General features: G+C 46.6%; 20 protein-coding genes. 10 read left to right on the forward strand and 10 right to left on the reverse strand.

The genetic code is table 11. The features are described from left to right. The first annotated feature begins 12 nt into the window (after positions 1 to 12). The 7 genes from L5M51_RS21360 to glnG all read left to right on the forward strand — a co-directional run bounded on the left by L5M51_RS21360 (position 13) and on the right by glnG (position 6814). Positions 13 to 609, forward strand: coding sequence for a TetR/AcrR family transcriptional regulator (locus L5M51_RS21360; protein ID WP_263174533.1), 597 nt, complete (start codon positions 13 to 15; stop codon positions 607 to 609). Positions 610 to 782: 173 nt separating this feature from the next. Continuing rightward, positions 783 to 1940, forward strand: a complete 1158-nt coding sequence (locus L5M51_RS21365) for an iron-containing alcohol dehydrogenase (RefSeq protein WP_263174534.1) — start codon at positions 783 to 785, stop codon at positions 1938 to 1940. Between the two features lie 59 nt (positions 1941 to 1999). Continuing rightward, complete coding sequence (locus tag L5M51_RS21370) at positions 2000 to 2692, forward strand: type 1 glutamine amidotransferase domain-containing protein (protein WP_263174535.1); 693 nt, start codon at positions 2000 to 2002, stop codon at positions 2690 to 2692. 133 nt (positions 2693 to 2825) lie between these two features. Next, positions 2826 to 3452, forward strand: coding sequence for a glutathione S-transferase family protein (locus tag L5M51_RS21375; RefSeq protein WP_263174536.1), 627 nt, complete (start codon positions 2826 to 2828; stop codon positions 3450 to 3452). Positions 3453 to 3656: 204 nt separating this feature from the next. Next, positions 3657 to 4163: a DUF4124 domain-containing protein gene (locus tag L5M51_RS21380; RefSeq protein WP_263174538.1), complete on the forward strand. Its 507-nt coding sequence runs from the start codon at positions 3657 to 3659 to the stop codon at positions 4161 to 4163. A 153-nt stretch (positions 4164 to 4316) separates the two neighbouring features. Then, positions 4317 to 5363, forward strand: a complete 1047-nt coding sequence (gene glnL, locus L5M51_RS21385; protein ID WP_263174541.1) for a nitrogen regulation protein NR(II) — start codon at positions 4317 to 4319, stop codon at positions 5361 to 5363. Between the two features lie 38 nt (positions 5364 to 5401). Beyond that, entirely contained in the window at positions 5402 to 6814 is a 1413-nt protein-coding gene (gene glnG / locus L5M51_RS21390) for a nitrogen regulation protein NR(I) (RefSeq protein WP_263174542.1), read from the forward strand. A 138-nt stretch (positions 6815 to 6952) separates the two neighbouring features. Here the strand turns inward: glnG and L5M51_RS21395 are convergent, their stop codons facing one another. The 4 genes from L5M51_RS21395 to L5M51_RS21410 all read right to left on the reverse strand — a co-directional run bounded on the left by L5M51_RS21395 (position 6953) and on the right by L5M51_RS21410 (position 9637). Beyond that, positions 6953 to 7510 (reverse strand): porin family protein, encoded by a 558-nt coding sequence (locus L5M51_RS21395; RefSeq protein WP_263174544.1) that lies wholly within the window; start codon positions 7508 to 7510, stop codon positions 6953 to 6955. 208 nt (positions 7511 to 7718) lie between these two features. Then, on the reverse strand, positions 7719 to 8171 hold the full coding sequence (locus L5M51_RS21400) for a hypothetical protein (protein WP_263174546.1): 453 nt from the start codon (positions 8169 to 8171) through the stop codon (positions 7719 to 7721). Between the two features lie 14 nt (positions 8172 to 8185). Beyond that, positions 8186 to 9076 carry a cation diffusion facilitator family transporter gene (locus L5M51_RS21405; protein WP_105251063.1) on the reverse strand — a complete coding sequence of 297 codons (891 nt, stop codon included), beginning with the start codon at positions 9074 to 9076 and terminating at the stop codon, positions 8186 to 8188. A 51-nt stretch (positions 9077 to 9127) separates the two neighbouring features. Beyond that, positions 9128 to 9637, reverse strand: a complete 510-nt coding sequence (locus tag L5M51_RS21410) for a Spy/CpxP family protein refolding chaperone (RefSeq protein WP_106648427.1) — start codon at positions 9635 to 9637, stop codon at positions 9128 to 9130. Positions 9638 to 9921: 284 nt separating this feature from the next. Between L5M51_RS21410 and L5M51_RS21415 the strand changes: the two genes are divergently transcribed. Next, complete coding sequence (locus L5M51_RS21415; RefSeq protein WP_105251061.1) at positions 9922 to 10608, forward strand: response regulator; 687 nt, start codon at positions 9922 to 9924, stop codon at positions 10606 to 10608. Then, complete coding sequence (locus tag L5M51_RS21420) at positions 10596 to 11972, forward strand: ATP-binding protein (RefSeq protein ID WP_251073464.1); 1377 nt, start codon at positions 10596 to 10598, stop codon at positions 11970 to 11972. The genes L5M51_RS21415 and L5M51_RS21420 overlap by 13 nt, the downstream gene beginning before the upstream one ends. A 93-nt stretch (positions 11973 to 12065) precedes the next feature. Here L5M51_RS21420 and L5M51_RS21425 read toward each other — a convergent pair whose 3' ends face one another. From L5M51_RS21425 to L5M51_RS21440, 4 genes are all read right to left on the reverse strand, one after another. Next, positions 12066 to 13046 (reverse strand): MDR family oxidoreductase, encoded by a 981-nt coding sequence (locus L5M51_RS21425; RefSeq protein ID WP_263147886.1) that lies wholly within the window; start codon positions 13044 to 13046, stop codon positions 12066 to 12068. Between the two features lie 176 nt (positions 13047 to 13222). Beyond that, a complete protein-coding gene (locus L5M51_RS21430) occupies positions 13223 to 13738 on the reverse strand; it encodes an ankyrin repeat domain-containing protein (protein ID WP_263147890.1) in 516 nt (171 codons plus the stop codon). 177 nt (positions 13739 to 13915) lie between these two features. Beyond that, positions 13916 to 15436, reverse strand: coding sequence for a catalase (locus tag L5M51_RS21435; protein WP_317629958.1), 1521 nt, complete (start codon positions 15434 to 15436; stop codon positions 13916 to 13918). Between the two features lie 281 nt (positions 15437 to 15717). Beyond that, positions 15718 to 17619: a sigma-54-dependent Fis family transcriptional regulator gene (locus tag L5M51_RS21440; protein WP_263174550.1), complete on the reverse strand. Its 1902-nt coding sequence runs from the start codon at positions 17617 to 17619 to the stop codon at positions 15718 to 15720. Between the two features lie 380 nt (positions 17620 to 17999). Here L5M51_RS21440 and L5M51_RS21445 point away from each other — a divergent pair, with 380 nt between their 5' ends. Then, complete coding sequence (locus L5M51_RS21445) at positions 18000 to 19520, forward strand: aldehyde dehydrogenase family protein (RefSeq protein WP_198781395.1); 1521 nt, start codon at positions 18000 to 18002, stop codon at positions 19518 to 19520. 165 nt (positions 19521 to 19685) lie between these two features. On the opposite strand, the gene L5M51_RS21450 is transcribed toward L5M51_RS21445, so the two are convergent. After that, positions 19686 to 20189 carry a hypothetical protein gene (locus L5M51_RS21450; RefSeq protein ID WP_263174556.1) on the reverse strand — a complete coding sequence of 168 codons (504 nt, stop codon included), beginning with the start codon at positions 20187 to 20189 and terminating at the stop codon, positions 19686 to 19688. A gap of 83 nt (positions 20190 to 20272) precedes the next feature. Further along, positions 20273 to 20737, reverse strand: a complete 465-nt coding sequence (locus L5M51_RS21455) for a DUF2809 domain-containing protein (protein WP_263174558.1) — start codon at positions 20735 to 20737, stop codon at positions 20273 to 20275. Positions 20738 to 20827: the final 90 nt, after the last annotated feature.

The raw sequence follows: 20827 nt of genomic DNA on the forward strand, positions 1-20827 counted from the left end.
ATCCTAAACCCCATGAAAATTGAAACTCAATCCACTCGCCAGCACATTCTCGACATCGGCTACAAGCTGATCGTACGCAAAGGCTTCTCCAGCGTCGGCTTATCCCTACTGCTGCAGGCGGCCGAAGTGCCAAAAGGCTCGTTTTATCACTACTTCAAATCCAAAGAACAATTTGGCGAAGCGCTTATTACTGATTATTTTGAAAAATATCAATTAGATTTAGACGCATTATTCAATGACTCAACACTGACAGGCCATCAACGCTTGATGCAATACTGGCAACAATGGTTGCACGTACAAGCCGATGGCTGCGTAGATCAAAAGTGTCTGGTCGTGAAACTCAGCGCCGAAGTGGCCGATTTATCGGAAGCCATGCGTGTTGCCTTACTTAAAGGCTCCGCCGGCATCATAGAGAGGTTAACGACTTGTGTTCAAGTGGGCATAACCGATAGATCAATCGCCGAGCAAGATCCGCAATCGACCGCAGAAATGTTGTATCACATGTGGTTAGGCGCCAGCTTAATGAACAAGTTGGGCCACAGCCCTGCGGCACTCGAACGTGCAATAGTAACGACTGAAGCCATTTTAACACCCAAAACGGTTCCTTAATCTAAACCGACTTAAAACTAATATTTGCTGATATCGATCAGCCAAAGATTTTTTAAATAATACATTTTCACGCCCCAAAATTAGACGACTGGTCTACTAATTTAACAGGCGATTAATTAATGCAGCTCAATTAACGCTGCTCATTTAAAGTAATAATAGGAATAACATCATCCATGCTAAATTTTAACTATTACAACCCGACCCGCATCCGTTTTGGTAAAGACACTATCGCCGAAATTGATTCTCTAGTACCGAGCGATGCTAAAGTGATGATCCTCTTTGGCGGCAGCAGTGCTAGAAAAACAGGCACGTTAGACGAAGTTAAACAATCATTGGGTAATCGTTTCGTTGTCGAGTTCGATGGCATTGAGCCAAACCCAACCTATGAAACCTTAATGAAAGCCGTCGCCCAAGTGCGTGAGCAGAATATCGACTTCCTCCTCGCGGTTGGCGGTGGTTCGGTTATCGATGGCACTAAATTTGTTGCCGCTGCAGCGGTATTCGAAGGTGAACCTTGGGACATTCTCACTAGCTGGGGCGCCAATGTGACTCAAGCTATGCCTTTTGGCTCAGTGTTAACCTTACCTGCTACCGGTTCCGAAATGAACAATGCCAGCGTAGTGACCCGCAAATCACTGCAAGCTAAGCTGCCATTCCGTAATGATTTGGTTTACCCACAATTCTCCATACTCGATCCAACAAAAACTTTCACCCTGCCAGAACGCCAAGTGGCCAACGGTGTGGTCGATGCTTTTGTACATATCACAGAGCAATACCTCACTTACCCCGTTAACGCCGCCGTGCAGGACAGATTTGCCGAAGGTCTTTTACAAACCTTGATTGAGCTTGGTCCACAAGTGCTAGTTCAACCAGAAGATTACGACATTCGCGCTAACTTAATGTGGGTTGCCACTATGGCACTCAACGGCACGATTGGCGTCGGTGTTCCTCACGACTGGGCAACCCATATGATTGGCCATGAACTAACTGCACTTTACGATATCGACCATGCGCGCACATTGGCAATCGTACTGCCGGCCCTGTTGCAATGTACAAAAGAGGCTAAACGCGAAAAGCTACTCCAGTACGCCGACCGTGTGTGGCACATCAACACAGGTAGAGATGACGAACGCATCGATGCCGCTATCGCAAAAACCAAGGCTTTCTTCGAAGCCATGGGCATACCAACACATTTATCTGCCTATGATCTCGATGCCAGCCACGTTGATGCTGTAGTGAAACAGCTTGAACTGCACGGCATGGTGGCACTAGGCGAACATGGCAATATTGACCCAGCCATGAGCCGTGACATTTTGACCTTAGCCCTATAACGTCAAATGAACTAAACCCAAAGCTCACACAGATTGATGTGAGCAACTAAGGTAAAGGTATGAAAATGAATATATTAATGGTACTCACGTCGCATGATAAACTCGGTGATACCGGTTTAAAAACCGGCTTTTGGCTAGAGGAATTCGCCTCACCTTTTTATGTTTTTAAAGATAAAGGTTTTGACATTACCTTAGCCTCACCACTGGGCGGTCAACCACCGTTGGACCCTAAAAGTGATGAGCCAGACTTTCAGACCGCAGCCACTGCGCGCTTTAGCAAAGATCCTGAGGCTCAAGCACTGCTAGCAAATACCACTCGCTTAAGTGAAATCAATGCAGCCGATTATGATGCGGTTTTCTATCCGGGCGGCCACGGTCCACTGTGGGATCTTGCCGAAGATAAACATTCTATCGCCTTAATTGAACAGTTTTATCAAGCCAATAAACCCCTAGGGCTCGTATGTCATGCGCCTGCTGCATTGCAGCACCCTAAAACCAGTGATGGTAAGCCATTGGTCAGCGGCAAGCGTGTTACCGGTTTCAGCAACTCTGAAGAAGAAGCCGTGCAACTCACTCATATCGTGCCATTTTTGGTTGAAGACATGCTGCAGAAAAATGGTGGCAATTATGTCAAAGGTGATGACTGGACAAGCTTTGTCGTCGCAGATGGCCATTTGATCACAGGCCAAAATCCGGGATCATCCGAAGCCGTAGCCGAAACCATAGTTGCGCAATTGAATGCGAGAGGCTAAGCGATAAATACGCGACGCTCAGCTTGAAATGAACAAAGACAGGCGCACAAGTGTGCTAAATACGTTAAAAAGAGCTGTCGCACCATAATAGTGCGACAGCCAAAATGTACTCTCACTGTCCAAAGGAAAGCCCATGATCACCTTGCACCATCTCAATAAATCACGCTCTAAACGCATCATCTGGTTGCTAGAGGAGCTCGGTCAACCCTATGAAATTAAGAGTTATCAACGTGATAGCCAGACTTTTCTCGCGCCACCCGAACTTAAGCAAATTCATCCGTTAGGCAAATCACCCGTTATCGAAATGGACGGTCAAGTGATAGCAGAATCGGGGGCGATCACCGAATATCTGATTGAAAAATATGCGGCGGATACCTTTGCCCCCGCCAGAGACAGCCCAGACTATGTCAGTTATCTGCAATGGCTACACTTTGCCGAAAGCTCAGCCATGCTGCCTTTGTTACTGCGTATGTTCGTGCAAAAGGACGGTTGTAAAACCAATTTCCTTGAAGGTTATGCGGCGATAGAAGTCAGTAAGATAAGCCATTACTTCAATGATATGTTGGCCGATAAAACCTATCTTGTTGCAGACAAGCTCACGGGTGCGGATATCATGATGTCCTTCGTCGTAGAGCTACTGGCGAACAGTGGCGATCTCGCGAAATTTGAACACATTGAACGCTATGCCACTCAATTATCCCAACATGCCGCTTGGGTCAAAGCGAGTGAGATCGAGAAACAACTCGATGCAAGCCTGTAATTGATGGATCGAATTCGGGCACATGTTAGTGCCCGAGCTTAACCCACTTTAACTAACCCCTGTTTCTGCCTCCCCATTTTCTGTCGACTTTATACCTTCTCTGTGGTGACATCCTTAACCACTTAGCGCAACAAACACCATGATTTTTGATGTAAAAGAGACTAATCTTGATTAACTCTATCTCAAGGCTACAGGGACTTTAGCATGCGTTCACTCACACTCATCGGCTTAGTGCTATTTAGCATGTTAGCGCAAGCGACTGTTTATAAATGGGTCGATAAAGATGGCAAAGTCCATTACTCCGATGAGCCGCAGCCAAATGCCCAAGTCGTTGAGCTAAAAGATAAGACCTTAAATCAAATTGCCCTTCCTCTGCCCAAAACAGACTTAAACAGCTCAAATCAAGCAATTGAATCTATTCAATATCAAGTCAATATTACCTCTCCGACCGAAGAGGAAACCGTCAGAGATAACAATGGCGATTTCGACGTCGTTGCGACTATCACCCCAGAGCTAAAAAGTCAGTATTTGATGGCCCTCAAGCTCGATGGCAACCCCATAGGTCAGCCACAAATTGGCGGTACCTTCAAACTCAAAAACATCGACAGAGGTGAACATACCTTAGTCGTTGACGCTTTGACTCAAAACGGCAAAGTCTTTGCATCAAGTTCACCAAGAAAGATATTTCTTCATCAAGCAGCTAAGCGTTAATGTCACTATTTGTATAGTAAAAGTTAGTATAAAAACTTTAAATACATGAAGTTAGATTAACTCCTCCTGACTGAACCGTTTGATGAAGACAAGTTGCAGCTTGCACCAGATTGGTGCACCATAGTGGTGCAACCCTATTTCTAGGAACGGTCGATGGATAAAGAGACACTGCTCAATCATTTAGTTACCGCTGTACTTGTCATAGATAAGGATCTCAAGCCTTGTTATGCCAACGCAGCAGCAGAGCAATTATTAGGTGTTGGTAGCCATAGACTCGTAGAACAAACTTTGCCTGATCATTATCAAATCCTCGGTGTCGACGCCAAGCTATTAATGGATGCAGTAACAGCCGGCCAAGGCTTAACGGTCAATACGGCAGCACTAGTCACGCTCGATGGCCAACATCATACCGTTGATTTAACCCTTATTCCCCTCGATGATGAGGCTGAACTCAGCCTGCTCGAACTGCGCCAAGTTGACCAACAAAGACGCATTCATCAGCAACTGAGTCAAGATGCACAGCAGCAAGCGGCACAGTTTTTAGTGCGCAACTTAGCCCATGAAATCAAGAATCCTTTAGGCGGCCTTCGCGGTGCGGCGCAGCTATTATCGCGGGAGCTGGATGATCCGGCGCTAAAGGAATTCACTACGCTCATCATAGAGCAGGCCGATCGACTGCGTAATTTAGTGGACCGTCTGCTCGGCCCGCAAAGACCGACACAGCACAGTCTGCACAACATCCATCAAGTGGTGCAAAAGGTCTATAAGTTAGTTGAAATGGCGCTGCCCGCTAACATCCAGCTCAAACGGGATTACGATCCATCCATTCCCGATATCGAGATGGATCCTGACCAAATGCAGCAAGCTGTGCTGAACATTTTACAAAATGCGGTGCAGGCGCTTGAGCATTCGGGTGGCGAGATTTTGATCCGCACTCGCACTCAACACCAAGTCACTATAGGTTCACAGCGCCACAAGCTAGTGTTAACCCTATCGATTATCGACAACGGCCCCGGTATACCGCCTGAGCTAATGGACACATTATTTTATCCGATGGTGACAAGCCGTGAGCAAGGTTCAGGTTTAGGCCTCTCGATTGCCCATAATATTGCCCGTTTACACTCGGGAAGGATCGATTGCCTCTCCAGCGCAGGGCACACAGAATTTATCATTTCATTACCAATTTTAAGCGCTAAATAATTTCGACAGTACCTACCCATACCGTATGAGGAAGCAAGATGCGAATTAGTGAACAAGTGTGGATCCTCGACGATGACAGCTCAATACGCTGGGTACTCGAAAAGGCACTGCAAGGTGCTAAGCTCAGCACCGCCAGCTTTGCCGCCGCCGAATCCCTGTGGCAGGCATTAGAAATATCGCAACCGCACGTGATAGTGTCGGACATCCGTATGCCCGGCACGGATGGTTTAAGCCTACTCGAACGATTGCAGGTGCATTATCCCCATATTCCCGTGATCATTATGACAGCACACTCAGACTTAGACAGTGCAGTCAGCGCCTATCAAGCGGGCGCATTTGAGTATCTGCCTAAACCCTTCGACATCGATGAGGCGATCTCTCTGGTTGAGCGCGCACTCACCCATGCCACTGAACAGAGCCCAGTACCCGCGCAGGAAGCCCAAGTCAAAACACCCGAAATAATAGGTGAAGCGCCAGCGATGCAGGAAGTGTTTCGCGCCATAGGCAGGCTTTCACGATCATCAATCAGCGTGCTGATCAATGGCCAATCTGGGACAGGTAAAGAATTAGTGGCTGGCGCGTTACACAAACACAGCCCACGTAAAGATAAACCGTTTATCGCGCTGAACATGGCTGCGATCCCTAAGGATTTGATCGAATCTGAGCTATTCGGCCACGAAAAAGGTGCCTTCACTGGTGCAGCCAATGTGCGCCAAGGTCGCTTCGAACAAGCAAACGGTGGCACGCTCTTTTTAGATGAAATCGGCGATATGCCGTTAGACGTACAAACACGGTTACTCAGAGTGCTCGCCGATGGCCAGTTCTACCGCGTCGGAGGTCATAATGCGGTACAAGTCGATGTACGTATCATAGCGGCGACCCACCAAGATCTTGAATTATTAGTACAAAAAGGTGGCTTTAGGGAGGACTTGTTCCATCGCCTCAACGTGATCCGCGTGCACTTGCCGCCACTCTCACAAAGACGGGAAGACATTCCCCAACTTGCCACCCATTTCCTCGCCTCGGCAGCGAAGGAAATTGGCGTAGAAACTAAGATCATGACCAAGGAAACCGCGATAAAACTCTCCCAATTACCTTGGCCCGGTAATGTCCGACAACTCGAAAACACCTGTCGTTGGTTAACCGTAATGGCATCGGGGCAAGAAATTTTACCCCAAGATTTACCGCCAGAATTACTGAAAGACCCTGTGAGTGTCACCCACACGGCGAAAGGCAGCCAAGATTGGCAATCAGCACTGACTGAGTGGATAGATCAAAAACTCTCGGAAGGAAACAGCGATCTGTTAACTGAGGTGCAGCCCGCATTCGAGCGCATACTGCTAGAAACTGCGCTGCGCCATACTCAAGGCCATAAACAGGAAGCGGCGAAACGTTTAGGCTGGGGACGAAATACCTTAACGCGGAAATTAAAAGAACTGTCGATGGATTGAGTAGATAAAATAACGTTACTACTCGTTATATCAATACAAGCTTATTCATATCAAACAATAAAAAGGGATATCTTCACATCCCTTTCTATTTGAAATTAATTTTCATTGGCATGAATTAAATATGCCAAATCTAAAAAATTAGAATTGATAATGCACACCTACAGCGAATTGCTTAATATCAGTGTCTATATCTTTTAATCCTAAATAGCTACGGTCTGCATCTAAATCGCCCGTAGTGACATCATAGCTTACACGGATATTTAAGTGTTCTGTTACGGCGGCATTAACGCCTACACCGTAAGTCCAACCAAAACCAGTAAAGTCTTCATCGTAACCATAGCCATCAACATTCGCCGCCATAGATGCGATACCCACTTTGGCATAGGCAGAAAAAATATCATTAATTTGTGCAGTAAATTTAGGTGTGAAGCTTAATGCACCTGCACTAATATCAACATCCTTATCGCCTAAGTCACCAGTGGCAAACAGGTTAGCTTCTAAACCAAACCACTCATTGAAGTTATAGCCACCGTATACGCCTACACCAGTACCGGTTTCTGAACCATCAAAAGCATCAGCTGTGACTCTATTTAATGCACCACCCACATAAAATCCAGTAGTGTCGGTTGCTGCAGAGACTTGAGTGGCCGCTAATGCTGATAATAAAGAGATAGCAACAATTGATAATTTATTCATCATAATTCCCTAATGATTTAACGAAAGTATTAGACGGCGCGGATATTACAATAAGCAATTCAGAAGTGTCATGGTTTAAATTATCAAAATACAAATCATACAGCATTGATTCAGCTTGAGTTGGAAAATGGAAGTTATAGTTATTCGTTATGTAACAAAACCATATTTACTGTAAGTATTATTTTTTAAATTTAAACAACTAACGATTTTAACTTAGCACCCGCAACAATCCTATAAAACTTGCATATAGCCAACGGATGAGGGAACGACGCCTTCTCACATCCAAACATTCGGATACGACAACTCTGCCAGACGCCACACAAGTAATACGTGTACGCCAAAGAAATAATGGCCAGACATGGACTCGATAAGCTTGGTTAGCAATGTCGAGATCAATTTTCTGCGGTAAGTAATAAAGATGTTTACTCAGGACTAACTGACTCCAAGCCCCCGCTATCACAGGAGATACGGTACTATCCACTTGATTTACTATCGAAGGTTTCTGTTCCATCAGGAGCGTGATTTCTGTACTCATAGGAATGCTAATGTCAGAAATCACAGATTCGGCTATCAACTCAAAGCGAGTCGATAGCCTATGATAGCGGCATATCAATCGAGTGGAATGATCCCATCTGTGACTTTGCTTCTGCATCCATGCCATAGCTTGCCCTTAATTTATGTTTCGTTTATATCAGGTTTAACCGGATCTTGGTGAATAATCACCTCAGCATCTTCGAAGGCGGCTTTGACTCTTATCCCTGTTGTATCGGCAATACTGTGGGCTTCATTCAAACTCAAATTGCCATCGAGTTCTAAATGAAATTGAATAAAAACAGTTTTGCCTGCTTGACGAGTGCGCAAATCATGCAATCCTTGCACCCGTGGATCTTCCATCGCGATTTGCGTGATTTGCTGGCGAGTCTCTTCGTCTAGCTCTCTGTCTAACAAGGCTTGAATTGAGCGATAACCTAAGCCAAAGGCTTGATGACCAATATAAAATGCAATCATTACCGCAAATAAACCGTCAGCCCACCACCAACCGTATTGCGCTAATACTAATGCCAACAATACCGCACCATTAAGGAATAAATCTGATTTATAGTGCAGCGAATCAGCTTCAACCACAGTACTTTTTGTCGCCGCTAATGCGCGTTTCTGCAACATGACTAAAGCTAACGTCATCACAATCGCTATGATAGAAACAACTACACCTATGGTGGCATTTTCAACCGGAACAGGTGTTAATAGACGCTCGCCACCATAGAACAGTAATAAAAATGCGGAGCCCATAATAAAGGCGGATTGCGCTAGAGATGCTAACGGCTCAGCCTTACCATGACCATATCTGTGGTCATGATCCGGCGGCACAAGCGCGTAACGAATGGCAATAAAATTGATAATAGAAGCGAGAGCATCGGCAAAGGAATCCGTCAAAGATGCCAACATACTGGCAGAGCCGGAATAAAGCCAAGCGAACATCTTGATAAGAATAAGGATCAAAGCGGTAGCCACGGAAGCGCGGCTAGCCAGTTTGACCCAAAAATCGTATTGGGAAGTTTGAGTCATAAGGGATCTATCTTGGGAAGCTATGACCCTATTGTATATCAGCTAAGACGCTTAACCGCGAGGTTCTTTACCAGCTTGTGCTTCAAATCGCGCTTTAAACTTAGCTTGCTGCTCTGGTGTCAGCAGATTAAATATTTGATTATGCAGCTTCATACGTTCAATGGCTTGAATTTGACGCTGCTCTTGCTGCGCACTCATCAGTGCCTTTGCTTGTGTTTCATCAAAACTAGGCGCGGTAATTAAGGCCTGCATCTCAGTGCGATGGGCCAAGCGTTCCTCTTTCGTTGGACGATTATCAGCGCGCGTGGCTTTCTGATCGGCAAACAACTTTTTGACGTCAGCTTTCTGGGCATCCGTTAAATCGAGCCCTTCAAACATACGATGCATGCCACCGTGGTCCATATGTCGGCCGCCATGTTCCATGCGGTCGCCTTTATGGAATTCAGATTTAGAGAAGTCGCAGCCAGCATCCTTAGGTGCTGCATTAACTGCCGTCGCGAAAACCGCAGAACTCGCTAGAATGGCAAACAGGCTCGCTTTCAAAGGTGATAATGTTTTCATAGTGTTAACCTCGATGGTTCAACTTTAATATGGCAAGTAATAAGACACAGTGACGACCCTTTTAAGCCGAGTCACTTTCGACCCTTCCAGTCTAAACCCCTATATGTAAGTGAGGGCGTTGCCTGAGTAAATCACTGTAAAGTTGCGGCAATAACTCTATTCTTTACTTTGGCTTACATTGCTACACAGCAATTGACATCAAAACAGGTATACTCAGCCAAAGCGCTAAAAGTGCCTATGATAAACAGGCATACGAGGCCACATTACAGAGATTAAGGAACAGTATGAGTCGGATATTATTAATCGATGACGATCTGGGGTTATCTGAGCTACTAGGGCAACTGCTCGAGTTAGAAGGGTTTCAATTAACCTTGGCTTACGACGGTAAACAAGGTTTAGATCTGGCACTGACTGCAGATTACGATCTGATCCTACTCGATGTCATGCTGCCTAAATTAAACGGTTTTGAAGTGCTACGCGCACTGCGCCAACATAAACAAACCCCAGTATTAATGCTGACCGCTCGCGGCGATGAAATCGATCGCGTAGTTGGGCTTGAAATCGGCGCCGATGATTATCTGCCAAAGCCGTTTAATGACAGAGAGTTAATCGCCCGTATCCGCGCCATTATTCGTCGTTCGAACTTAACAACCCAAGAAATCCATGCCGCGCCCGCCCAAGAGTTTGGCGATCTACGCTTAGATCCATCGCGCCAAGAAGCTTACTGTAATGAGCAATTAATCATACTCACAGGCACTGAATTCACTCTGCTGCACACCCTAGCACTGCACGCTGGAGAGTTGATGAACAAGGAAGAGTTAAACGAGAAAGTGCTCGGCAAAAAACTCATGCCCTTCGATCGCAGCTTAGACATGCATTTATCGAATCTACGTAAAAAACTCCCCGAGCGTAGCGATGGTCGGCCAAGGGTGAAAACCATCCGTGGCAAAGGTTATATTTGGCTCCCATAACGGCGGTATCGACTGTGCCTAATCGTTTATTTATCAAATTATTGCTCGGATTTTGGCTGTGCAGCTCGCTAATCATTGCCTTAGTGGGTCTGTTACCATTGCTGCAACAAAATCACGACCGTGCGCCACTGCCACCTCACCTTGAAAAAGTCCTATCGACGATAGCTAAGCGCATTCAAGAAAACCCCGCCTTACTGGAATCCGATTTTCTTCGGCGCTGGGAAAGACACAGAGACATGGAAGGTAAACCTCTACGGGTCTATCTTGTCAACAGCCAAGGCCAAGTTATCAACACCCACAGGGTGAGTCGCGGTGTGCGCAGCTTTATGCTGATGGCAGATGAAGAAAAACAACCGATTAGCCATCAGTTTAAAGATGAGCTGGTGTTTGGTCCCTATCAATTTAATCTGGGCGCTGAAACCTATTCACTTTATGGCCGCCTACCGGATAACCATCCACGGCCTTGGTTCTTCTTCTTCGCCGAAAATAAGTTATTAACCTTAAGCCTAGCGATTTTCCTTTCGGGATTATTATGTGGCTTGCTCGCGTGGCATTTAGGTAAAGCATTAAATTCACTCAAAAAAAGTGCGAATGCCCTCGCCGAAGGTGACTTAAGTCACCGTGTCGATAAGTCCACCACACAGCGTAAAGATGAAATAGGCCAATTAGCCAAGGCCTTCAATAGCATGGCCGACTCCATCGAAGCTATGGTGAATAATCAGCAGCGGCTCATGGGGGATATTTCCCATGAACTACGCACCCCATTGACGCGGCTACAGTTATCCCTTGCCCTCGCCCGTAAAAAAGGTCAGCAGACCACCGAAACGGAACGCATAGGTTATGAAGCTGAGCAACTCGAAAAGCTTATTAGTGAATTGTTAGAGCTCTCGCGGGTCAAGCTCAGTACTAACGAAACCAAAGTACATTTAGGCTTGGCCGAATCCCTGAGCCAAGTTTTAGACGATGCGGAATTTGAAGCAGAACAGCAAGGTAAAAGCATTACTATCGATATCGATGAAGAAATTGAGTTAGCGCATTTTCCTAAATCACTTTCCCGCGCGATTGAAAATCTGCTGCGTAACGCGATCCGTTATGCCGCAAGCGATATTCACCTGCAGGCGAGTGCGACGGCTGATCAAGTACAAATTACCATAAAAGACGATGGTCCAGGCATAGATGCCGCCGAACTCGATGCCATTTTTAAACCTTTCTACCGCCCAGACTCGGCAAGACAAAGAGAAAGTGGAGGCTGGGGACTTGGGCTGGCAATCACTGAAGCGGCGATTACCGCCCACAAAGGTAAGATTAAAGCCGAGAACCGTATACCAACGGGCCTTAAAGTGACGATTACACTGCCGAAATAGCCGATATGAAGAACAAGTACAGGAGGCTGAACTAATTAGTCGTAATTGGCAACACCTCAGTGTTGCCATCGTGTTAAAACGTAGGGAACGGGATTACAGCTTAACTAATACACGTCCGGTAACTTGACCTTGGATAATTTTATTCGCGAAATCAGGCACCTCTGCCAATGATATCTGCTGGCAAGCTTGCTGATAAAAATGTTCGGGTAGTGCTTTAATCACAGCTTCCCACGCCGCTTTTCGTTTCTCGAATGGACAAGAAACGGAGTCGATTCCCAGTAGGCTAACACCCCGTAAAATAAACGGCATAACGGTTGTTGGTAATGCAAAACCGCCCGCTAAACCACAGATAGCGGCTGCGCCACCGTATTGCATTTGCGCTAATGCTTTGGCGAGGATCCTGTTGCCAACGGTATCGACCACACCCGCCCAGCGCTGCGCCTCAAGCGGCTTAGCATCTTGTTCAAGCTCACTGCGATCAATCACTTCTGCGGCACCAAGCTCCTTCAATAAAGGCGCATTCTGTTCAACCCGACCACTGCAGGCGACCACACGATAGCCAGCATTGGCGAGCAAAGTCACCGCCACAGAACCCACACCACCACTGGCACCTGTGACAAGAATATCCCCACTTTGCGGTGTTATCCCAGCCTGCTGCAGCGCTTGCACGCACAACATCGCCGTAAGCCCGGCCGTGCCTATCATCATTGCTTTAGCGGCATCACAACCTTGCGGCATGGGCACCAGCCAGTCGGCTTTAACTCGCGCTTTTTGCGCCATACCACCCCAGTGGTTTTCGCCCACACCCCAGCCCGTCAAAATCACCTGATCGCCAACTTGGTATCTTGCATCCGTCGATTCGCGCACCACGCCCGCAAAATCGATGCCTGGTACCATAGGAAACTGACGAATGATTTTGCCAGCACCGGTCACAGCTAAACCATCTTTATAATTCAGCGAGGAATAGGCGACATCAACCAAGACTTCCCCTTCTGGCAAATCAGCTTCTGTAATTTGTGAAACTTGAGCAAACGTACGTTTATCTTCTTGCGTCAGTAGTAAGGCATCAAACATAAATCGCTCTCCGAAGGCCAAACCGTATTAAACGATATTCAAAAAGTTACCATAAAAGGCATAGACATCATTAACAAGCAGACTTATTGCTAATAGTAAATGCTGAGATCTAAACAGATTAAAGATAATGACCAAAAGTGATCAAGCGCAAGAGATGGCAAGATCTAGCGTCTTTATTACTTTAAACTCGCCTGCTGTAAAGCGCCGCTTTGACCCCAGTAGCGGGCGAACTCAGTCAAGGTCATTCCGGCATTATTCGTTAGGTTCGCATCGCATTCTTTTGCGTATAGCCGCTTTACAATATTGAATTCGGCCTTAATCACAGCGCCCATCATTGCCGTATTACCACGCTTATCTTGCAAACAAGCATTAGCACCATGCTCAAGCAATAAATCCGTTGCAGCCTCTTGGCCGTTATAAGCCGCCACCATTAGCGCGGTATAGGTTTGACTATTTCTCTGGTCAATAGGGAAGCCTGCATCGAGAAAATGCTCAAGCACTGTGATATCGCCGGTACGCGCTGCAGCAAAAAAGTAGTCCACCAGCAATTGTACTTGTGCGGTATCGGGCTCGTCCGTTTGACTGACAGTTGCGGGTGTAACCAATGGCGCTTGAAGCGAACCCGCCCCCATTGCCACCGACATACTCAGGGCCACAATAATCAATAATAAGATAGCAATAGTGTGTTTCATCAATGGCTCCCAGCACAGCTAAAATAGAGATTTAAACAATGAGACGTGACGAAATGCCCGCAAGACGCTCTCTTAAACTGGGCAGAAAAGAGCTTGTTTACGTCTTGCGGGACTTACTGGATTCGGACAGTTAACGCGCAAATCTCTGCGACCAAAACAGTCCTAAAAATAACGACATCAGATTGAACGCTGTTTAACCTCGGCCAGATCACCCTTTACGGCCTTGGTTAAACGCTCACCAAACTCTGGGTCTGCACGATAAAAGTGACTGAGCATCTGATGTTTCACATTGGTATCGTTCACTTTGCCTAAGTCACCGGCCAAGTTAGTGATCAGATCTGCTCTATCTTGCTTGCTCAAGCTGCGATAAAAGACGCCCGCTTGGCTAAAGTTATCCTGCTTGCTAATAGCCGTTTGTTGCACAGTCCCCGTCAGCGCAGTTGTTACCGCACGATAACGATTATCTTCGGCCAAGGCTAAATGTACGCTCGGTTGATAGTTCACATCGGACTGGGTATGCCCCATATTGCCCGCACCTTCTTGGTTGTGGTTTGCCACCGCCACTAAGGGTTTATTAATCGGCAATTGCGACAAATTCGCGCCGAGTCGATACAGCTGAGTATCGGCGTAGGAGAACATGCGGCCTTGCAGTAATCTGTCTTCCGAAGGCTCAATCCCAGGGATCAAATTCGATGGCGCAAATGCCGCTTGCTCAGTCTCTTGGAAGAAGTTTGCAGGCATGCGGTTCAGCGTCATAGTGCCCACTTTTTGTTCTGGCACATCTAGCCACACCTTAGTGGCGTCTAACGGGTTGTAATCAAACTTATTAAGCTCAGTCGGGTCGAGTAATTGAACGTACAGATCCCACTTAGGATAGTTACCCTTGTTGATCTCACTATAAAGATCATCAGTTAAATGGTTAAAGTTTTGCCCTTGGACTTTAACCACTTCATCGGGACGTAAGCCTTTAACACCTTGCAGACTCTTCCAGTTAAATTTCACGTATTTAACTTGGTTATCTCGATTCACAAATTTGTACGCATGCACACCGAAACCGTCCATTTCACGATAACTGGCAGGTACACCTAAGTTACTGTAAACCTGAGTCAACATATGGGTTGAACCCGCTTCGTGACTGAAAAAATCGAAGAAACGATTCGGATCTTGCATATTGGTCACTGGCGATGGTTTGAGTGAATGCACCATGTCAGGAAACTTGATCGCATCGCGAATGAAGAATACGGGTAAGTTATTACCTACTAAGTCCCAGTTACCTTGGTCCGAATAAAATTTGGTCGCAAACCCTCGGGGATCACGCAGCGTTTCTGGCGAACCTTTCGAGTGGATCACGGTAGAAAAGCGCACAAATACGGGTGTCACTTTACCTTTTTGTGCAAAGGGTGCCGCTTGGGTTAGGTTACTAAAATCGCCACTCGATACAAACTCACCATGAACACCTGTGCCTCTGGCGTGGACGACACGCTCAGGAATACGTTCACGGGCAAAGCGTTGTAGCTTCTGGATAAGCTGCACATCTTGCAATAACACGCTGCCATTACTGCCCGCTGTGGTCGAGTTTTGGTTATCACCCACAGGTGCACCATTGTCACGTGTCAGGGTATTTGTTGGTAAAGTTTGAGCCTGTACATTCAATGTCAGACCCATAGAAATAATTAAAAGGCTTTTAGTAAGATGCATAACAGTTCCTCTTCTATGCATAACGCCAAGCTCTTTTCTGCCTGCCCGCAGTATAGTTCTGAATTTGTAATTAGAAGAAACGATCTTTATCGATTATACGAATCAATAAAACCTATTAGGCATAAATTGGCAACAACAAAAAGTCACATTGTCAGATACTGAAGCTAGAGATTGTGGACTAAAACCTCTCGGTTTTAGTCTATTGCGAAGTGGATAAACGTGGGTGATTAAGAGATATTTAGCGATTAATTGAGCTTCACAACAAGAGCCATAAGCTAATATTAATCCTTAAGCCCCATCTGTTTTAATCGCCGGTACAAGGCATTACGGCTGATCCCTAAACGCTTAGCGCATTGGCTCACATTGCCATTACAGGCTTGGTATGCCTGCAGGACATTGCTATAAATCGCCTCATTTAAGGAATCCGATTGAACCTTTGTGACATTCGGCTCCACAGCGCACTTACCACTTTGCAGGGGTGATGCAGAACGTTGACGGCTTACCTCTTTAAATTCATCACATAAGGGTGCAGCTTGTAACAGGTCTCCTTTTAACGGCTCGCATGTGAGTTTGGCCGCCAGATAATCGGGTAAATGCTGCCAAGTTAAAGTGTCATCACCTTCTGCCATCAAGCAAGCGACTTGCATAAGGTTATCGAGCTCACGCAAATTACCCGGCCAATCGTGTTGCATCATTTGCCCTAGCAGTTCGGGGCAGATATCCTGCGCAGCGATACGATGTTTACGGTGCAATTTATGGATAATGCGCTCGATATCCAGCCGCTCGCGTAGCGCAGGCAAACGCACTTGCAAGCCATTTAACCGATAGAATAAATCCTGCCGAAACAGCCCCTGCGCCACTTGTAGCTCTAAATCCATATGGGTCGCAGCAATGATTTGGATGTCGACTTTAAAACTTTGATTACTGCCAACGGGTACCACTTCGCGCTCTTGCAATACTCTGAGTAAACGACTCTGGGCCGCCAGCGGCATTTCACCGATCTCATCTAAAAATAAAAAGCCGCCGTGGGCTTGGCGAATTTTACCGATAAATCCAGTGCGGTTTGCCCCAGTAAAAGCGCCTGCCTGATAACCAAAAAGTTCAGATTCGACTAATTCAGCGGGCAATGCGGCGCAGTTCACTGCCACTAAAGGCCCGGTGCGACGCGCACTTTGGGCGTGGAGTTTTTTAACAAACTGCTCTTTACCGACGCCAGTTTCACCAAGCACTAACAGCGGAATTTGCTTGGTGATCACCTTATTGGCATGTTGCCATGCGCGCTCAAGTTGAGGATCGCGAAACCGCACCCCCAATTGATTGAGCGATTTATTGCTAATCGCAACTCGACCCTTAGCGCTGGGAATATTTAAGGATTGAGTCTGTAGATGCAAGGCTAAATGCTGATTAAAACCACCCGCACGGCTCCAATTATCGCCTAAGTACTGCTCGACGGTATCGCCCACCTTAGCATGATTAAGCAATTGTTTCGCCATGGGATTGCACCCCACAATGCGACCATCGCTATCGGCAATCACTATACCCTGCCAACCCGAATTCAACAGGTTTGGCTGCGCCGCTAAATCGATTCGATAATGACTATCGGGCAGATGGCACAAAAGCGCGGTCTCGACCTGTTGCGCCAAACTGGACACTAACATCAGCGTCTGCTGGGTGTGCCTTTGCTGCTCGCTGGTGATATCAATCACCCCGAGCATCTCACCTTGGGGGGAAAATATCGGGCAAGCAGTGCAACTCATAAAACGGTTCTGGCGAATAAAATGCTGCTCACCCACCACGGATACCGCTTGTTTGGCCGTAAGCGCCGTCCCTATCGCATTAGTGCCCTTATGCTGCTCAAGCCAATTCACCCCAATATCCAGAGCTACATCCGCCAGTTTTGTGGAGTAATGGCTCACGCCCCAATGCCTAAGTACATAACCCTCGGCATCGGAGAGCAAGAGTCGGCTATTAGAATGCGCCATCAACTGATTGAACAAAGGCAAGGCATGGGATTGCACTAATGCGATGAGCATTTGATATTGCTCATGTTTCTGCTTTAGTTCACTAGCATCGAGCCTGAGTTCCTGGGGTAACTGAAATTCTGACAAGCCAGCGCCAATGCTGCGCTGCCACGAATCGGCCAACCACGCCTGTGTCGATGGTAAATGCGGTTTAACTGTCATAGCCGTGTCCCCCGAGCTGTGTTCCGTTTCGGCACAATTGCTGTGTGCCACTCAATGACAAAGTAACCACAGGACACACTTCTCTCCCTGAGTGCCCATACTTATTCAAATCTGCAAAATTAGCTTTTCATCATACTGTTAGCACAACAAGTGTACAACTCCTGCCAGTTTGGCACTCTCCTTGCGATGCTCACTTGGTATGCAAGCCTAAGGTGTTGCATAAGAGAACACTAAACCAATCAATAGGATTGGCTTAAAGCAAAACGAAAAATATTTAAAAAGGCATCCAGCAGAGATGCATCAACAAGACTCCCTTGCTGAAGCCAAGAGCGTAAAAATCGCCAACGCCCAGCATGCCATCCACAAGAAGGAATGATTCTATGATTTATGCTCAACCCGGAACCGCAGGCGCAATCGTTAACTTCAAAGAAAAATACGCCAACTTTATCGGCGGAAAATGGGTCGCCCCAGTCAATGGCAAATACTTCGACAATCGCTCCCCCGTGAATGGCCAAAACTTTTGCCAAATCCCGCGATCCGATGCACAAGATATTGAATTAGCATTAGATGCCGCTCACGCAGCGAAAGAAGCATGGGGTAAAACCTCAGTCACCGAGCGCTCAAACCTGTTACTGCGCATTGCCGATCGCGTCGAGCAAAATCTCGAATACTTAGCCGTTGCCGAAACCTGGGAAAACGGTAAAGCGGTGCGTGAAACCTTAAATGCCGACTTGCCCTTATTCGTCGATCACTTCCGCTACTTTGCGGGTTGTATCCGCGCACAGGAAGGCAGCGCTGCCGATATCGATGGCAACACAGTCAGTTATCACTTCCCAGAGCCTTTAGGCGTGGTCGGCCAGATCATTCCTTGGAACTTTCCACTCTTAATGGCCGCATGGAAAATCGCACCTGCGCTAGCGGCGGGTAACTGTGTGGTACTCAAGCCTGCGGAGCAGACGCCAGTCTCGATTCTGGTCTTGCTCGAACTGATTGAAGACCTATTACCCGCGGGTATTCTTAACGTAGTCAACGGCTTTGGCGCCGAAGCAGGACAAGCTTTGGCCACCAGCAAACGCATCGCTAAATTGGCCTTTACGGGCTCCACCGAAATTGGCTATCACATTTTAAAATGCGCCGCCGAATCCTTAATTCCATCAACCGTTGAGCTTGGCGGTAAGTCGCCTAACGTGTTTTTTGCCGATGTGATGGACCATGAAGACGAGTATTTAAATAAGGCAGTCGAAGGCATGTTGCTGGCCTTCTTCAACCAAGGTGAAGTCTGTACCTGCCCATCACGAGTGTTAATCCAAGAGTCGATTTTTGATCGCTTTATCGAAAAAGTGCTCGCCCGTGCGCAAACCATTAAGCAAGGCGATCCCTTAGATACCGACACTCAAGTTGGCGCTCAAGCCTCTAAAGAACAGTTCGATAAAATCTTAAGCTACTTAGCCATAGGTAAGGCTGAAGGTGCAGAAGTGCTACTGGGCGGCACACTTTGCCAACTCGATGGCGGCCAAAGTGAAGGCTACTACATCAGCCCAACCATTATGAAAGGCCACAATAAGATGCGTATCTTCCAAGAGGAGATCTTCGGCCCTGTGATTTCGGTCACCACTTTCAAAGATGAAGCCGAAGCCTTAGCGATCGCGAACGATACTGAGTACGGCCTAGGTGCTGGTGTGTGGACACGGGACATGAACACGGCTCAACGTATGGGACGTGGCATTCAAGCTGGCCGCGTGTGGATTAACTGTTACCACGCCTATCCTGCCCATGCCGCCTTTGGTGGTTACAAAAAATCCGGCATCGGTCGCGAAACCCATAAGATGATGCTCAACCACTATCAAAATACCAAGAATCTCTTGGTGAGTTACGATGTGAATCCTTTAGGTTTCTTCTAAGGTTTTGGTGTTCAAACAAGCTGATGTGAGGAAGCTTTTATTAGGTTTTTAAACGTCTTTGCAAGCAAGCTTATAAAACTTTCCGCATGAGTAATCGATACAAGTGATAAACATGAAAGGGCGAATAGCCCTTTCTTTTTTAACTGAATTTAATTCAAACCTCACTCAGTTTATATTATCAATCCGCGCTAAACGCTGAGCTAATTCAGCAAGAGATGAGGCTGTTTGTGGATCGCTTTGGGGATCGATAACTTCAACCAGTTTAAGTTTTGGCTGAAAAGGTAACCAAGAACTGCCCGTTGTAATCACTAAATCCAGCACAAACTGACCGTAATAGTGCAATCTCAGTCGGTTATCCTTCATAGGCCTATGGGCATAAAGCAGAAAAGAATCGTACATTTGCGCCAAAGAGGTTGTCGCAATGAGCTTAAACCCTTCATCAAGCAGACTAAACTCGGTCGATTCTTCGAAGGGACAATCAAAAGAAGTGATGACCAAATACCCCGAGGTTTTATTGGGTAAAACGCAGCGATATTGGCCTTCAATCACTAAGCCAGCAATAAAGGTATGAGTAGGTTGGCCATTAAAATACAGAGGCATTTTCAATGGATTAGGCTCAAGTCCATCGGTATGATCTGTTAGCAGTGAAAACCCCGTTATCGGTTGCATCCCTTACCCCACTTATCTCGTCTACCTATCTCGCCTACTTATCCGCGAAAACACACGTCACGCGGCTCTTGCGGATTCAAATACTAGGACTGGCGGCTTTTCCAATAACAGCCCACTAAGATCAAGTAACCGACAAAATATGCCACGAGATCAAGTGGATCAAAATGGCTACCTATCACTATCCGCGCCAAGCGATTTCCACCCAAGCCCAGCTTATCGACTAAGCCCCAATACTGGCCAAACTCGATGGCAAAGGCAAACAGCAATACCGCAAACGCCAGCCAAGGAGTTTGAAATAAATGCTTAATGCCATCGCCTGTGTTTTTTACTGCGGCTTTTTCTACCGGATAAGCAATAGGAACGACAGCCCGCACCATGCAAAACAGTAAGATCACCACTAATACATCGCCCACAAAACCACGAATAAAACCCGCAGGTGCATATAAAGCGATTAAGACTTCAGTCAAAAATAATAAAACGGCATAAATACAAAAGGATTTACGACTCGGATTGCGGCTGATGAAAGCGCGAATAACGGCGGTAGACATAAATAAGTTAATCCCTTCACTCGGTTGAAATGGCAGAATTTACAGTAATACCAATAGGTTAACAAGTGAGTTTTCGTTGACATTTAAGAC

It is taken from the genome of Shewanella sp. SM73 (genome assembly GCF_025653795.1).
Classification (GTDB): Bacteria; Pseudomonadota; Gammaproteobacteria; order Enterobacterales; family Shewanellaceae; genus Shewanella; species Shewanella oncorhynchi.

Coding starts and splice junctions, on each gene's coding strand:
- L5M51_RS21360 (WP_263174533.1), top strand. CDS start 13: ATGAAAATTGAAACTCAATCCACTCGCCAGCACATTCTCGACATCGGC.
- L5M51_RS21365 (WP_263174534.1), top strand. CDS start 783: ATGCTAAATTTTAACTATTACAACCCGACCCGCATCCGTTTTGGTAAA.
- L5M51_RS21370 (WP_263174535.1), top strand. CDS start 2,000: ATGAAAATGAATATATTAATGGTACTCACGTCGCATGATAAACTCGGT.
- L5M51_RS21375 (WP_263174536.1), top strand. CDS start 2,826: ATGATCACCTTGCACCATCTCAATAAATCACGCTCTAAACGCATCATC.
- L5M51_RS21380 (WP_263174538.1), top strand. CDS start 3,657: ATGCGTTCACTCACACTCATCGGCTTAGTGCTATTTAGCATGTTAGCG.
- glnL (WP_263174541.1), top strand. CDS start 4,317: ATGGATAAAGAGACACTGCTCAATCATTTAGTTACCGCTGTACTTGTC.
- glnG (WP_263174542.1), top strand. CDS start 5,402: ATGCGAATTAGTGAACAAGTGTGGATCCTCGACGATGACAGCTCAATA.
- L5M51_RS21395 (WP_263174544.1), bottom strand. CDS start 7,510: ATGAATAAATTATCAATTGTTGCTATCTCTTTATTATCAGCATTAGCG.
- L5M51_RS21400 (WP_263174546.1), bottom strand. CDS start 8,171: ATGGCATGGATGCAGAAGCAAAGTCACAGATGGGATCATTCCACTCGA.
- L5M51_RS21405 (WP_105251063.1), bottom strand. CDS start 9,076: ATGACTCAAACTTCCCAATACGATTTTTGGGTCAAACTGGCTAGCCGC.
- L5M51_RS21410 (WP_106648427.1), bottom strand. CDS start 9,637: ATGAAAACATTATCACCTTTGAAAGCGAGCCTGTTTGCCATTCTAGCG.
- L5M51_RS21415 (WP_105251061.1), top strand. CDS start 9,922: ATGAGTCGGATATTATTAATCGATGACGATCTGGGGTTATCTGAGCTA.
- L5M51_RS21425 (WP_263147886.1), bottom strand. CDS start 13,046: ATGTTTGATGCCTTACTACTGACGCAAGAAGATAAACGTACGTTTGCT.
- L5M51_RS21430 (WP_263147890.1), bottom strand. CDS start 13,738: ATGAAACACACTATTGCTATCTTATTATTGATTATTGTGGCCCTGAGT.
- L5M51_RS21435 (WP_317629958.1), bottom strand. CDS start 15,436: ATGCATCTTACTAAAAGCCTTTTAATTATTTCTATGGGTCTGACATTG.
- L5M51_RS21440 (WP_263174550.1), bottom strand. CDS start 17,619: ATGACAGTTAAACCGCATTTACCATCGACACAGGCGTGGTTGGCCGAT.
- L5M51_RS21445 (WP_198781395.1), top strand. CDS start 18,000: ATGATTTATGCTCAACCCGGAACCGCAGGCGCAATCGTTAACTTCAAA.
- L5M51_RS21450 (WP_263174556.1), bottom strand. CDS start 20,189: ATGCAACCGATAACGGGGTTTTCACTGCTAACAGATCATACCGATGGA.
- L5M51_RS21455 (WP_263174558.1), bottom strand. CDS start 20,737: ATGTCTACCGCCGTTATTCGCGCTTTCATCAGCCGCAATCCGAGTCGT.